Source organism: Streptomyces sp. NPDC001156 (assembly GCF_053598275.1).
This window is the reverse complement of sequence record NZ_JBSFJX010000089.1, coordinates 21494-34992: the sequence shown is the minus strand read 5'-3', so window position 1 is coordinate 34992 and position 13499 is coordinate 21494. Positions and strand designations below refer to the sequence as shown.

The window sequence follows — 13499 nt, the reverse complement described above, 5'->3', positions numbered from 1 at the left end:
ACGTGGGTGGGCAGGGCGCGCAGCGTGAACGACTTCTTCGCCGTGAGCCCCTCGGTCACCTTCAGCGTGGTGGTGGCCGTCGCGTAGCCGAACTGCGCGACGGTCAGGGTGTAGTCGCCCGGTGCGGGCGCGAGCGTGTAACTGCCCGACGCACCGGTCGTGGCGGTGTAGCTGCGGCCGTCCGCGTCGGTGGCGGTGACCGAGGCGCCCGAGACGGGCCCGTTGGCCGTTCCCGAGCCGGTGCCGCGCACGGTACCCGTGACCAGACCGTGCGGGCCCTGGCGGAATGCGCCGACACCGACGGGCGAGCCGAGCCCGGTCGGGCCGTCCCAGCCCGTGCGGGCGTTGCAGAGCTGGTTGCCGCAGTAGCCGTCGGAGCCGGCGGTGACGTCGGTGAGGTCACCGGCGTTCGTGTCGGCGTACGGGTAGGTCACCGGGTAGGTGCCGGGCGTCGGGGCGCCCGCGAGCGCGTACATCGCGGCGACGAGCGGCGACGAGAGCGACGTGCCGCCGACCTGGAGCCAGCCGCCGACCGCGGGGCTCGAGTTGTAGATGCCGAGGCCGGTGGCCGGGTCGGCGTCCGCGGAGACGTCGGCGATGGCACGCCTGTCGCAGCCGGTGTCGATGCCCTGCTGGTACGCCGGCTTCGGCTCGACGCTCGAGCAGCCCGAGCCACCCCTGTCCCAGGCCGCCTCGGTCCAGCCGCGGGCGGTGGTGCCGTCGCGGGTCAGCGTCGTCCCGCCGACGGCGACAACGTTCCCGTTCGACGCAGGCCAGTTGACGATGTTGCCGTAGTCGCCGCTGGATGCGGTGACCGCGATGCCGGGGTGGTCGTAGTAGTGGTCATACGCCGTCGCGAAGCTCCCCCCCTCGCCGGGGATGCCGTAGGAGTTGGAAATGGCCACCGGGTGGTGGGAGGCGGCGGTGTCCGCGGCCTGGCCCAGGTCGTCGATGGCGGCCGAGTCCGCCTGGACCAGCAGGATGTGGCACGCCGGGCAGGCGGCGGAGACGGCATCGAGGTCGAGCGCGGTCTCCATGGACCAGTCGGCGTCCTCGGGCGGCAGGTTGTGGCCGCCGTTCTGATCGAGCTTGGTGAAGCAACCGTTCGCCGTTGTGCACGCGGGAAGGCCGTAGGTGCTGCGGTAGACAGCCAGATCGGACTCGGCGTTCGCGTAGCCGCCGGCGTCGACGATGGCGACCGTCTCGCCCGAGCCACCCGTGGGCAGGTCGTAGGCCGCCCTCACATCGTTCGGGGTGAGGGCGGTGGCGGGCGGGGTGGACGAGCCCGCGGCCAAGGCGCCGTGAGTGTTGGTCACGCCCATGAGGTCGCAGGTGGCGTAGGGCGCGTCACCCTTGCGCTCGGAGGCGGGTACGGGGACGGCGCACGCGGCGGGCTTGTAGCCCGCCGTGCTCTTCGGGGTGCCGCCGCTCGCGGTGGGCGCTGCCTGCGCCGGGGCGACGGCCGTCAGACCGGACGCCACGGCACAGGCGACCGCCAGCCCGGCGGCCCATATGCGTAGTCGTGTGTACATCACTCTCCACGGAAGTGTGCGTCGGCCGGGCCGACTTGAGTCGGGCTGCTGGTCAGACCGGCCGGTACTCCACGCCCGGCTTCCGTCGGCCCTCACGCGGCCGGTCCGCGCTCGCCGCCGGGGCCGGATCGACGGCGGTGTCCTCACCGTCGTCGGAGTCCTCGTCGGAGTCCTCGGTGATGGACATCTCGAGGGATCCGTCGAGGGGGCCGACCGCCGGCTCCTCGCCGGACCGTTCGGCGCCGTTGCCAGAGGTCATCTCGGCTGCTCCGTTCTGTCCCAGAGCCAGCAGTGAACGTCGCGCGGCGGGAAGGCGGCAATGCGCAGAACTACCCGGGAAACTCCCGTGGCGATGGGCGGCTACCCCGTCAATGTCGGTGGCTGCGGCGCGTTCCCCGGCAGCGGTACGTCGCCGGACTCCACCGCGACGACGGCGAGTGCGGTGCGCGAGGGCGCGCCCCGTTTGCGCATCGCGGAGAGGACGTGCTTCTCGACGGTGCGGGGCGAGAGCCCGAGGACGCGGGCGATCTGTGCGCTGGTCCGGCCCTCCACGAGCAGGCGCACCACGTCGAGTTCGCGCGGCGAGAGCCGGTCTCCGTAGCCGGGCCGACCCACCCGCGCTCCGACCCTGACCCCCACGTCCGCGAGGCTGTGCCGCACCCGGTCCGCGTCCCCTGTCGCGCCGAGGCCGGTGAGGCCGTCGAAGACCTCGCGGAGCACATCGACGGCCCGGTCCCGCTCACCGCCGGCGAGGCGACAGCCGGCCGCCGCCTCGCGGGCCAGCAGGGCGTCGTACGGTCTCGGCAGGGCGGCCCAGGCGGCGCCCGCCTCCTCGAAGTGCCCGGCGGCGCCCGCGAGGTCACCGCCGGCGCGCGCGAGCAGGGCCGCGATCAGCAGGCGGGCCGCCGTCGCCACCGGCGCGTCCAGGCCGCAGGTACCCGCCTCGAAGGCCCGGGCCGCGCGGGTGGCCTCCCCGACGCGCCCCTCCTCGAGCAGCGCGCGGACCCGGAGCGGGGCGATCTCGGCGGCCCAGAGCCAGAGTCCCTTGGCCTCGACGAGCCGCCAGGCGGCATCGGTCGCGGCCAGTGCCTCCCCGGGGCGGCCGGCGGCGATCACCAGCCGGCCGAGCACGGTGGACGGGTCGCGTGACCCGTCGACGGGGCCGCGCGGACGCTCGACCGCGATCGCGGCGCGCACCAACTCCTGTGCCCGACGGTGATCGCCGCGCGCGGCGTCGAGCAGACCGGCCAACAGCAACGCGTCGGCACGCAGCACGGGTTCGTCGGCGTCGAGGGCCGAGGCCGCCCACTCCATCGGCCCCGTCCAGCCGCCGGTGAGCCAGTCGAGGTGAGCGAGCGTCGCCGTGACGAGATCGCGCAGGCGCAGGTGCTGGTGCTGCTCGGCCAGGGCGGCGGCCGCATCGAGCCGGCGCCGGGCGTCGTCGTAGCGGCCCCACAGCATCGCCGCCTCACCCAGGTTGGCGAACCCGCGGGCGCGCTGCAGCACCTCGCCGGGGGTCTCCCCCTCGGCCGGGAGGTCGCGCGCCGCCGCCCAGCCGGCGGGGTCGCCGAGTACCAGGAGCGTGGCGGCGCGGTCCATGAGAAAGGCGAGCCGCTCCTCGGGCGACGGATCGGGCCGGGCCTCGATGAGACGCCCGGCGTGCTCCAGCCAGGAACGGTGATGCGCCGCGGGCCGCGTGGTACCGACCGGGCGAGCGAGCATCATCATCGCGTGGACCGCGGCGACCGGCCGGTCCTGGACCAGCCCCGGCACGGCCCGCTCCATCTCGACCGAGGCGGCCTCCACATCACCGACGTGGAACATCAGCCGGGCCAGCTGCCAGGTGGCCTCGGTCCGCTCCTCCGGCGTGAGGTCGCCGGCGGCGGTCTCGCGCAGCACGGTGACGAGTTCGCGCAGCGGCCCGTTACCGGGTGCGGCGTACAGCGGCATACGTCGCACCAGACGGGACACCGCCGCGCCGCGGACGGCACCGCCGGTGAGGAGGTCGAGGAGCAGCCCGAACGCCGTCCGCGGGTCCCCCGACGAGATCGCGTGGTCCGCCGCCTGCTCGGCGTACGCCGCCCAGCGTCCCGGGTCGCCCGCCTCCCGGAAGTGCCGGGCCAGCTCGGCGACGCGGCGCACCGGCTCCTGCTCGAGTGCTTCCCCGGCACAGCGGTGGAGACGGCCGCGCTCCCCGGCGCCGAGGGCGTGGTAGACGCTGCGCGCGGCCAGCATGTGACGGAACCCCACCCGGGCGTCGCGGTCCTCGTGCAGCAGTCCGCCTGCGAGCGCCTCGGCCAGACCGTTCTCCGCCTCCGGCAGGGGTATGCCGGCGACCTCGGCGACCAGCGCCGGCGACCGCTCCCCCTCGAGGACGGCGAGCGCGGCCAGCGCCGCGCCGGCCGCGGGGCCGAGGCGGGAGGTCCGCTCGAGCACGGCGTCGCGGATGCTGGGCGGTACGTCGAGCTCCGCGACGTCGCGCCGTAGCCAGGCGCCGTCCTCACAGACCAGGTCCGCGCGGTCGTAGAGCAGGCGGACGGACTCCTCGATCGCGAGCGGCAGCCCGTCGGTGTGGCCGTGGAGGAATTCGGCGAACTCCACCGAGACCGGCTCCCCGCCGAGCATCGAGGACACCAGGTCCGCGGTCCCGGCGGTGGTGAGGGGCCCGGGTTCCAGGCGGGTGACGCCGGCCTGGGCGACCAGCCGGCGCAGCAGCGACTCCGGGCGCACGTCCTCGGGCCGGTAGGTGAGGACGAGGCGCGGGCTCCGCTCCCGCCGGGCCCGCAGGAACAGCAGGAGTTCGAGCGTGGTCTCGTCGGCCCAGTGGGCGTCCTCCACCACGAACAGCCCGACGCCGAGGGCGTCGATCAGTTCGACGAGCGCGCGGAGCAGGCGGTGCCGGGCGGCCGCGGCGTCGGGCAGCGGCTCGGGCGCAGGCGGCAGTTGCCCGGCCCACTCCGGAAAGACCGGCCGCAGCGCCCCCGCCAGCCCGGTGAGCGGCAGACCGGCGACACGGTCGGCCAGCCGGCGTACGGCGTCGACGACCGGGCCGAGCGTGTACGGCTCCCGGAACGGCGGGCAGACGGCGACCAGCGCCGTCTCCGGACGCCGCCGCTGGAGCTCGTGGAGCAGCCGGGTCTTCCCTATCCCCGCCTCACCCGCGACCACGACGAGACCCGGCCGCCCGTCGAGGGCCTGGTCGAGCAACGAAAGGTCGCGGTCGCGGCCGACGAGGCGGGGTACACCGAGGTCAGGCCGGCGGGTCGGTACGCCGCCACTCTCCGCTGCAGTCATCTCCGACTCCGATCCGGCCCGTTGGACTCATTCTGCCGGGCGCCCCTTCGGCCCTCGTCCTGGCGTTCTGTGCGCTCAGTTCGCGTGGATCCCCCGCTCGAGGCAACTGGGTGAGCGGAGATTCCGATGGCCGGTGCAGCGCCGCCGTACAGTAACGCGCTTCCGGCCCCGGCGGACTCGTCCGTGCCAGAGGCGGCGCCGGGTGTGGCCTGCGGCGCGCAGGGCGGCCAGGGGCTGGACGGGCGGGGCGCGGGAGATGAGGACTGCGGATGCGATCCGCCACGCGCAAGCCTCTCGAGCCCGTACGACCGGGCGTCTTCGGTAGTCAATGCCGCGTCGCCGAAGCGGACGCGGCGCGCCGTGCGGACCACCCGCGGGTTTCCGTGACGGCTGACGTTCCCACCAGCTGACCGGTCGACGACGACCGACGGACCGGCTCGGGCCGCGGGAAGAGCATGCGCAGCATCATCCGGCGGCAGGGGTGCGAGGGCGGAGTGGACCGGGCGGGCCTCCGAGAGGCCGTCCGGCCTACAGGCCGTCTTCGTCCACCAGGCGCGTCAGGTTCTGCTCGCGTTTCCGGGCGGCGCACGGGGCGGTGACCTACACGACGAACTCGTCCGTCGTGCCCGGACGACCGTGCCGGCCCGGCCAGACCTTGATCCTGAGAGCTGGAGGAAGGTTCAATCGCCGGGTGGCTACTGACATTGCCCTGGGAGTCGTGGCAGCGCCGTCGGGAGTCCTCGTGCTGGGGATGGCGTCGTGGATCGACTACTGGCCGCAGCTGGGCCAACCGCTGTCCGAGCGCGCATGTGCCGTGGCGTCGATCGGCGGCGGGCATGTCCACGACTGGATGTGCGAGATGGTCGCGGTTCACGTTGCGGAAGACAGGCCGTTGACGGTGCGGGCCAGTACGGCGGCGTCGCCCTTCGACGGAGGACCGACGATCGCGGTCCTTGAAATCGACCTCGGCCTGCCATGGGCCGGCACCGCAGGAGGCGAGCCGATCGTTCTCGGGGACCTGCCGGTCGACCGGTGCGGCATGGTGCTCGGTGACGCGGTCGCCCTGGACTCCTGGACCGGAGACGGCCACCCGTCGACCGACGGCCTCGCCGACGTCACCTACTGGGGTGGCTACGCGGAGGCCGCTCACGTTCAGTTCGGCGGAGAGCCGATCGTGCAGCACGGCAACACCGTGTACGGATGGCTGGACCTGCCTCTTGACGACGCCGAGAAGCTCGGCGACGCACTCAGCGCCTGGGAAGGCGACGAGCAGGGCCGAGGCGTCATGGTCGCGGTCGACGCGCACACCGACTTCCACCGCTTCAGCCGCGCGAGTTGGACCCATCCGCTTCAGATCGGCGCCATCGAGGTCGCCGGCTGTCCGGTACTGGGGATCAATTGGGACGGCGGCGACCACTCGATGAGACGTCGTGGCGAACGCCGCTTCGGGCAGGTCTATCCCGTGACTCTTCGACGTGGCCCCGACGGCCGGACAAAGATGTGCTGGACGATCCCGCCCTACACCCCCGATCAGGAATGCACTGATTGAAGGGCACCGCACCGACGACGCACTGTCACCAAACCGGAGGTCACCACGCTGCATCGTCCTGTCCGGTCTCCCGCCCCACCGGCGGCCGCCTGGTGAGCCTTCCTGTCCCATCTCTATATTGGCCAGCCGGCGCCGGTACAGGGACGGGGGATCGAGTGCTCATGCGATCACGCGGGACACGTGGAGCGGTGATGGCCGTGTTCTGCGCTGTGGCCGTGTTGTTGCTCGGGGCATGCGGGACACAGGTGGCCGGGCAAGGGGCGACGGTCGCGCCGCTGACGGCGACCGGGCCGATCCCGTGGACCACGGCGCAGCCGGCCGCGGTCACCGGAGCCCGCCTCGGCGACGACCACCGCACGTTGCTCCTCGACACACAGGTCCCCAGTGGCAAGCACCCGTGTGTGCGAGACCTCAAGGCGGTGCTCACAGACCCCATGACAGACCTTGCGCGGGTCCAGATCACCTTCTCTTCCCCGTCAGGGGACACCCGGTCCGGGTGCACCGGCGAGAGCACCGCCACGGTGCGACTCGAACTGCCCGAGCCGTTGGGCGGCCGGGACGTGATCGTCGATGACTACGTGCGCTTCACCGTGGACGGCGCCAAGCCGCCCGCGTTGCGGCTGTGCGGCGAGCTGGGTTGCCACCCGCCTGCCACCGGCTGTACCGCTGCCTCCTACGACCAGGCATTGATGGCGGTCGACGCGCCCGAGCACACGTACAGGGACTCGGAGCGCTGCGACGGGAAGTGGCTGGTGCTGGACTTCTCCTGGCGCACGGGACCGGCCTGCGACGATACGACGGACCCCGCCTGCTCGTCCCGGCTCGGCGACCGTTGGTTCTTCCGGGCGGAGAAGTCCGGCTGGAAGCCGATAGCCGAAGGCGCGGCCGGAGGTTGCCAGAACGTGCGGCGCAAGGAGCCCGCCTTTCCGTCCAGCATGTGTGACGCACTGGCTCCCCTGTCCCCCTCGCTGCACCCGAGCTACCCTCCCCCGTCCGCCTCCCCCACGCCGACGCCGGCCTCGTGAGCGGTCGGCTCACGCTGAGTGGTCAGCGCACCGGAGGTATTGCTCGAGCCGCTCAGTACGCAACCCAGTAGGGCGGTTCGGCGGTTGCGGGATACGGGACCCACCCTCGTTTCACCCGCGCCGAGTTCGTCGTAGCCGGCGCCTGTGGCCTGCACCACCTGGTTCGGTAGGCAGGCACGAGCCGAAATTCGCTCCGCGCGCTCCCCAGTCCACTGTCCGGCCTGCTCACTCCGATCGAAGGCCGGCGCAAAAGTCCCACGTCACGTTGCGATCACACCGTCGCAAACTCGCGGGCTTTGCTGAACGCAGGGAGGATGGGCCGTATCCATCACCCCGGCCGCCCAGTGGGCGGCCGGGCCGGAAGGAGCAGCATGAAACAGCGCAGACTGGTCACCTTGGGCGCGGCACTGTGCACCGCCACATCCCTGGGTCTGGCTGTGCCACAGGTCGCCACGGCCACCAACGTGAAGTGTTCCTACGTCTCGTCGACTTTTCGGCCCGTGCTTACGTACGGTGACGCCGGTGCGGCGGTCCGGCAGGCCCAATGCCTGAGCAACGTGTGGGGAGGACTGCCACCGAAGCTGGCCGTCGACGGGGTCTTCAACTCCGTGATGCTGAAAAAGATCAAGTGGATCCAAGGCTGCCACGGTCTGCCGGAGAACGGTCTCATCGAGGCGCGCACCTGGCAGGTGCTGTACCACCCGGCTCTGGACTGCTACAACCCCTATCCGGCCTGAGCAACCCGTCGCCGGCCCAGCCGCCGGCAGCCGGTCCAACGGGCCTGATCGGGTGCTCCTCACGTTTCACAGCGGCCGGCTCACAGGGCAGTCGTCGCGTACCTCCTCAATCAATGCCCACCCCGCGCAGGCGAGCGAGCGTGGCATCCAGGTCGGCCCGGCGAGGACGGTTGTGAGGGAGCTTGCCGAGCATGGCTGCCATGCCGCAGGTGTTGGTCAGGGCGGAGAAGACCAGGCCGCCGGCGATGCCTGCGGACAGCAGCTGGAAAGCCGGGTGCAGAACCAGACCGAGCAGCAGGCCCAGCAGGACGACCGAACCGGCGGTGAGACGGACCTGGCGTTCCATGCTCCAGGTCGCCTTCGGGGCTCCCTCGGGCCGGTGCAGGTCGTGGCCTTGGGCCGCCCAGGCACTGGTGCCTCCGGCGAGCGTGGCGGTGTCGATACCGCGGCCGGCGAGGATGCGGCAGGCGTTCTCCGAGCGGGCGCCGGAGGCGCAGACGACGAGGATGCCGCGGCGCTCGGAGACGGTGCGGATGTCGGGCAGGGCCCGGTCGAGTTGGTCGAGCGGGATGTTGAGGGCGCCGGGCAGGTGTCCGCCCGCGTATTCGCCGGGGCTGCGGACGTCGATGACGGTCAGCTCATGGAGGCGCGAGTGGGCCTCGCGAGGGTCGAGGGTGGTGGGGGTGGTCATGGCAGATGTCTTCCTTGTGCGTCGGTGACACGGGGGCATGGACGAGGGTGATCGGGAACGTGCGCTGACAGGCGCGCGGAACGGCGCGGGCAGCACGGGCCAGGGCGGCGGGTGGCTGCGTCTGCCGAGGAGCGGCTCATACGAGTACGTCGACGAGCATGAAGGCGGCCACCCCGAGCAGGAGGCAGGCGAAGACCCTCTGGAGCGTCTTGCCCTTGATCTTCTTCCCCAGGCGTTTGCCGTCCCAGGCGCCCAGGATCGCCGCCCCGGTGAAGGGCGCTATCACCGCCCAGTCCAGGTGCATCCCGGTGCCGGCGCGAGCGGTGAGGGCGGCCAGCGAGTTGGTCGTGATGACCAGCAGGCTCGTGCCCACGGCGGCGCGCATCGCCATACCGAGGACACCCACCAGGGCGGGTACGGCGAGGAAGCCGCCGCCCACGCCGAGGAACCCTGTCACCGCGCCCAGTCCCGCTCCGGCGGCGCCGGCCTTTCCGGGGCGGACGTGGCCCGACGGCTTCGTAGGCACGGGGCGCAGCATCCGCAGGGCCGCGAGCCCTGCGACGACAGCGAAGGCCACGGTGAGCACGGGCTGCGGCAGGTGGCCGGCTGCTGCCCCCGCGAGCATCGCGGGCACGACGCCCGCAGCGGCGAACAGCAGCCCGGTACGCCAGGCGACGTTGCCGTCCCGGGCGTGCCCGGTCAGGGCCGTGACCGAGGTGAGTGTGACGATGATCAGGCTCGCCGTGGTCGCTTCCGCCGGGGTGAAGCCGAGCAGGTAGATGAGGGCAGGCACTGCCAGGACGCTGCCTCCACCGCCGAGGCCGCCCAGGGCGAGGCCTATGACGGCACCTGCGACGAGTGCGAGAACCAGACCGGTCATGCGATGGAGCCGCTGTTCCCGCGTTCGTCGACCAGGGGGTGGCCTGCGGCGGCCCACGCCTTCAGGCCGCCCTTGACATCGACGGCCTCGGCGCCACGTGCGGTCAGCAGTTCAACGGCGTCCTGCGAGCGGCGACCACTGCGGCATATCACCACCAGCGCCCGGCCCTGGGCCGCGGCCGGCAGTGCCGCCCCTGCGGCCAGCCGGGACAGCGGGACGTGCAGGGCGCCAGGGGCATGCCCGGCTTCCCATTCGGGCTCCTCCCGCACGTCCAGCAGAACGACCTGGGCATGGTCGCCACCGGTACATCGAACGGCCTCGTCAACGGTGACCCGGTCGTCGCCGCGCCGGAAGAGGGACATGGCTCTACCTCTCAAGGACTCGAAATGGGTTTTCGTCCGGTCCGGCTCAGCCGGTGACCAGGTTCAGGCCGGCCTCGGCGGCGGCCGCGAACCCGTCGTCCACGGCCACCACGTCCCGGCCCACGGCATCGAGCAGCGAGGCGGCGATCGCGGCCCGCATGCCGCCTGCGCAGTGCACCCACACGGTGCCCGTCGGCACCTCGCCCAGCCGCTTGTGCAGTTCGTGGACCGGGATGTGCACGGAACCCTCGACGTACCCGGCGGCCCGTTCCGAGGCCCGCCGCACATCGAGAACGACCACGCCGTCCGTGCCTCGCTCTGCCAGCCCGGCGAACGTGGACCGTGGGAAGGAGACCGGCCTGGTTCCCTTCGGCACCCACCGATCGGGCGTGCCCGTGGCGGCGGCCGCGGGACGATCGATGCCGACCCGGAGCAACTCGCGCTGGGCGGCGGCCAGTTGCTCCGGTGACTCGGCCAGCAGCGTGACCGGCTTGCCCCACGGAATCATCCAGGCCAGATACGTGGCGATCTTGCCCTCCGCCTCGAAGTTGAACGAGCCGGCGACATGCCCCTCGGCGAACGCGATGCGGCTGCGCAGATCGACCACCCACTCACCGGCGGCCAGCCGGTCGGCGATCTCCTCGGCGTCGGCAACGGCCGGCGGCGTCAGGTTCACCGGGACGGGTCCGGCGGCGTTGGTCGGCCCCATGTGCGTGTAGTAGGCGGGGACGTCATCGAGCTCGGCCAGCAGACGGGAGACGAAGGAGTCCACGTCGGTGGTGAGCGCCACGTTCACGGCCTTCTCCTTGCCGATCGTGGTGGCGTCGCCCTCTGCCTGCGTAGAGGAGCAGAAGCTGCCGAAGCCGTGCGTGGGCAGGACGGGCGTCTCGTCCGGCAGCTCGGCCGCCAGGCGGTGCGCCGAGGCGTGCTGGGCGCGCGCCAGTTGCTCGGTCAGGCGGGGTTCGACCAGGTCCGGACGGCCCATGGTGCCGATCAGCAGGGAACCGCCAGTGAACGCGGCCACGGGCAGGCCCTCCTCCTCGAGCACGAAGGAGGTGTGATGCGGCGTGTGCCCGGGGGTGGCGACCGCCCGCAGCGCGAGCCCGGCGTCGATGTCCGTCACGTCGCCGTCTGCCACCGGCACGCGGGCGAACGAGACGCGGGCTCCGGCCGGCACGAGATAGGCGGCGCCCGTCGTCCGGGCCAGTTCCAGACCGCCGGTGACGTAGTCGTTGTGGATGTGCGTCTCCACCACGTGGGATATCCGCACTCCGCGTCGGGCGGCGGCCGCGAGGACCTGGTCGATGTCCCGCGGCGGGTCCACTGCCACGGCCGTGAGCCTGCCGCCGGCCAGGTAGCTGCGGTTGCCCAGGCCCTCCAGCTCGATGATGTCGACGAAGTACATCGGGCGCTCCCTTCCTGAGAAATTACCCCCGGGGGTATACGAGACACCGTAGCACGGGTACCCCCGGGGGTATTCTGGGGCGGGGCTGCGACAGCCGGCGGGCTAGCTGGGCTCCCGATCCGCCACCCCATGGGCGGCGCAGACGCAGCGAGGTGACAGTTGTGCCGCGGGGCCCGGGCAGTTCACGCCCGGAGATGGGCGCCGGCCGCGTTTGAAGGGCAAGAACCGCGACGCTGATCGTCAGGCTGGTCCTTCGGCGCCTCTGATGGCAGACCTCACGGGCTAAGATACCGGGAGGGGTATATCCAGGGAGTGGTCGTGGAACTGACGATGGCGGAGAAGGAACTCAAGGCGGTAGTCAACCGGCTGCGCCGGGCGCAGGGACAGATCACCGGCGTGATCAAGATGATCGAGGAGGGGCGGGACTGCGAGGAGGTGGTCACGCAGCTCGCAGCGGCTTCCCGCGCTCTGGACAAGGCGGGCTTCGCAGTCATCGCGACCGGTCTGCAGCACTGCCTCAGCGACTCCGAGATGGCCACGGACGGAGACCGGGAGCAGATGCGCGCCCGACTGGAGAAACTCTTTCTGTCCTTGGCCTGAGCCGGGTGGACCGAGCTGCCCTTGGCCTGAGCCGGGTGGACCGAGCGTCGGGACCAGTACCGATAGGCAGCGCAGTTGTGGTCGGACCTCAACGGCGCGGCCTTGCCGTCCCCCGTCTTCATCAGCCGATACTTCATGCCGGCCTTTCGGCAACAGCCGGGCCGGGCCCGAAAATGGTGGTGCGCCGTGGTGTTCACTGATCCGGCGCGAGTCAGCTCCGCCGATCTCCTGGTGGGACGCGAGCGCGACCTGGACCGCATTCTCGGGGTGCTGGAGCAGCACGCGGGTGGCGCTCTGCTGCTGTCCGGGGATCCCGGCGTCGGCAAGTCCGCGGTGCTGGACACCGTGGCCGGGGCCGCCGCGCAGAGCGGGGCGCACGTGCTGCGCGCGGCCGGCACCGAGTTCGAGGCGGGCGTCCGCTACTCGGCGCTGAACCAGATCCTGCTGCCGCTGCACAGTGCCCTCGACCGGCTCAGCGCCTCCAGCGGAGAGGCCCTGAGCGCAGCCCTGGGCTTCGGCGCCGGCCCGTCTCCTGAGCGCCTGGTGGTCTGCAACGCCGCGCTCGCCCTGCTGCGGTCGGCGGCCGAAGACAGCCCCCTCCTGCTGATCGTGGACGACCTTCCCTGGGTGGACCGGGCGAGCGCCGCCGTCTTCGGCTTCCTCGCCCGAAGGCTGTCCGGCGGCCGCATCCGGTTCCTCGCGGCCTCACGCACAGGCGTGGACAGCTTCTTCGACGGCAGCGGCCTTCCGGCGTACGAGCTGCCCGCCCTGGACGCGGACTCCGCCGCCCGCCTCGTCGACCTGCGCTTCCCCGACCTCGCGCACCCGGTACGGCGGCGCCTGCTGGACGCCGCGCAGGGAAACCCGCTGGCGCTGCTCGAGCTCCCCGACGCGCTGCGCGCGGACCAACGCCGGGCCCGGGAGGTCGTGCCAGCCGTCCTGCCGCTGGGCAAACGTCTCCAATCCCTGCTCGTCTCCCGTGTCCGGTCCCTGCCCGCCGCGACCCGTTTCCTGCTGCTGCTCGCCACTCTGGAGGGCACCGGTGACCCGCTTCAACGTCGCCAAGGCGTTCGACATCACCCACGACCTCCCCGTTTCGGGGATCGGCGAATACGCCGTGCACCTGTGGATGAAGCGCCTGGGCAACTCCTCAGCCACCGCGGGTTACCGGGTGTGCTCGGCCGACGGGAAAACGACGTACGCGCACGGCAGCCGTACCGTCGCCCGTTTCGACCGCACCACCCTGACGCCCACGCCGTGGTCCGAGCGGGTCGCGGAGATCGCCCGGACCATCGGTCTGCCGCAGACCAACGACAAGGCCTGAAGCGGGCCTTCGCCGGGCGATCGGCGGGGCCGGCCCCTCTGCCGACCTCCCAAACGTAACCGCCTTGACGGGTGACGCACACCTGGGAAGCTCTCGTCAC

General features: G+C 72.2%; 12 protein-coding genes. 5 read left to right on the top strand and 7 right to left on the bottom strand.

Annotated features, from left to right (window positions below; translation table 11 throughout):
• The 3 genes from ACWDA7_RS31570 to ACWDA7_RS31560 form a co-directional block, all read right to left on the bottom strand.
• Positions 1 to 1532: carboxypeptidase regulatory-like domain-containing protein (locus ACWDA7_RS31570; RefSeq protein WP_450608500.1), on the bottom strand; the 1532-nt coding region annotated here is incomplete at its 3' end.
• A 52-nt stretch (positions 1533 to 1584) separates the two neighbouring features.
• Positions 1585 to 1791, bottom strand: a complete 207-nt coding sequence (locus ACWDA7_RS31565) for a hypothetical protein (RefSeq protein ID WP_450608498.1) — start codon at positions 1789 to 1791, stop codon at positions 1585 to 1587.
• Positions 1792 to 1892: 101 nt separating this feature from the next.
• Positions 1893 to 4826: an ATP-binding protein gene (locus tag ACWDA7_RS31560; protein ID WP_450608496.1), complete on the bottom strand. Its 2934-nt coding sequence runs from the start codon at positions 4824 to 4826 to the stop codon at positions 1893 to 1895.
• A 691-nt stretch (positions 4827 to 5517) separates the two neighbouring features.
• Between ACWDA7_RS31560 and ACWDA7_RS31555 the strand changes: the two genes are divergently transcribed.
• From ACWDA7_RS31555 to ACWDA7_RS31545, 3 genes are all read left to right on the top strand, one after another.
• The gene (locus ACWDA7_RS31555; protein WP_450608494.1) at positions 5518 to 6375 is read left to right on the top strand and encodes a hypothetical protein; all 858 of its coding nucleotides are present in this window, start codon (positions 5518 to 5520) and stop codon (positions 6373 to 6375) included.
• Positions 6376 to 6566: 191 nt separating this feature from the next.
• The gene (locus ACWDA7_RS31550) at positions 6567 to 7400 is read left to right on the top strand and encodes a hypothetical protein (protein WP_450608492.1); all 834 of its coding nucleotides are present in this window, start codon (positions 6567 to 6569) and stop codon (positions 7398 to 7400) included.
• Between the two features lie 371 nt (positions 7401 to 7771).
• The gene (locus tag ACWDA7_RS31545) at positions 7772 to 8137 is read left to right on the top strand and encodes a peptidoglycan-binding domain-containing protein (protein ID WP_450608490.1); all 366 of its coding nucleotides are present in this window, start codon (positions 7772 to 7774) and stop codon (positions 8135 to 8137) included.
• 106 nt (positions 8138 to 8243) lie between these two features.
• On the opposite strand, the gene ACWDA7_RS31540 is transcribed toward ACWDA7_RS31545, so the two are convergent.
• The 4 genes from ACWDA7_RS31540 to ACWDA7_RS31525 form a co-directional block, all read right to left on the bottom strand.
• On the bottom strand, positions 8244 to 8828 hold the full coding sequence (locus ACWDA7_RS31540) for a rhodanese-like domain-containing protein (protein ID WP_450608488.1): 585 nt from the start codon (positions 8826 to 8828) through the stop codon (positions 8244 to 8246).
• Between the two features lie 136 nt (positions 8829 to 8964).
• On the bottom strand, positions 8965 to 9708 hold the full coding sequence (locus ACWDA7_RS31535) for a sulfite exporter TauE/SafE family protein (RefSeq protein WP_450608486.1): 744 nt from the start codon (positions 9706 to 9708) through the stop codon (positions 8965 to 8967).
• On the bottom strand, positions 9705 to 10070 hold the full coding sequence (locus ACWDA7_RS31530; RefSeq protein ID WP_450608484.1) for a rhodanese-like domain-containing protein: 366 nt from the start codon (positions 10068 to 10070) through the stop codon (positions 9705 to 9707). The genes ACWDA7_RS31535 and ACWDA7_RS31530 overlap by 4 nt, the downstream gene beginning before the upstream one ends.
• 46 nt (positions 10071 to 10116) lie before the next feature.
• Entirely contained in the window at positions 10117 to 11475 is a 1359-nt protein-coding gene (locus ACWDA7_RS31525; protein ID WP_450608482.1) for an MBL fold metallo-hydrolase, read from the bottom strand.
• A 318-nt stretch (positions 11476 to 11793) separates the two neighbouring features.
• Between ACWDA7_RS31525 and ACWDA7_RS31520 the strand changes: the two genes are divergently transcribed.
• Together ACWDA7_RS31520 and ACWDA7_RS31515 are read left to right on the top strand one after the other, a co-directional pair.
• Complete coding sequence (locus ACWDA7_RS31520) at positions 11794 to 12075, top strand: metal-sensitive transcriptional regulator (RefSeq protein ID WP_450608480.1); 282 nt, start codon at positions 11794 to 11796, stop codon at positions 12073 to 12075.
• A gap of 186 nt (positions 12076 to 12261) precedes the next feature.
• Positions 12262 to 13458 carry an AAA family ATPase gene (locus ACWDA7_RS31515; protein WP_450608479.1) on the top strand — a complete coding sequence of 399 codons (1197 nt, stop codon included), beginning with the start codon at positions 12262 to 12264 and terminating at the stop codon, positions 13456 to 13458.
• Positions 13459 to 13499: the final 41 nt, after the last annotated feature.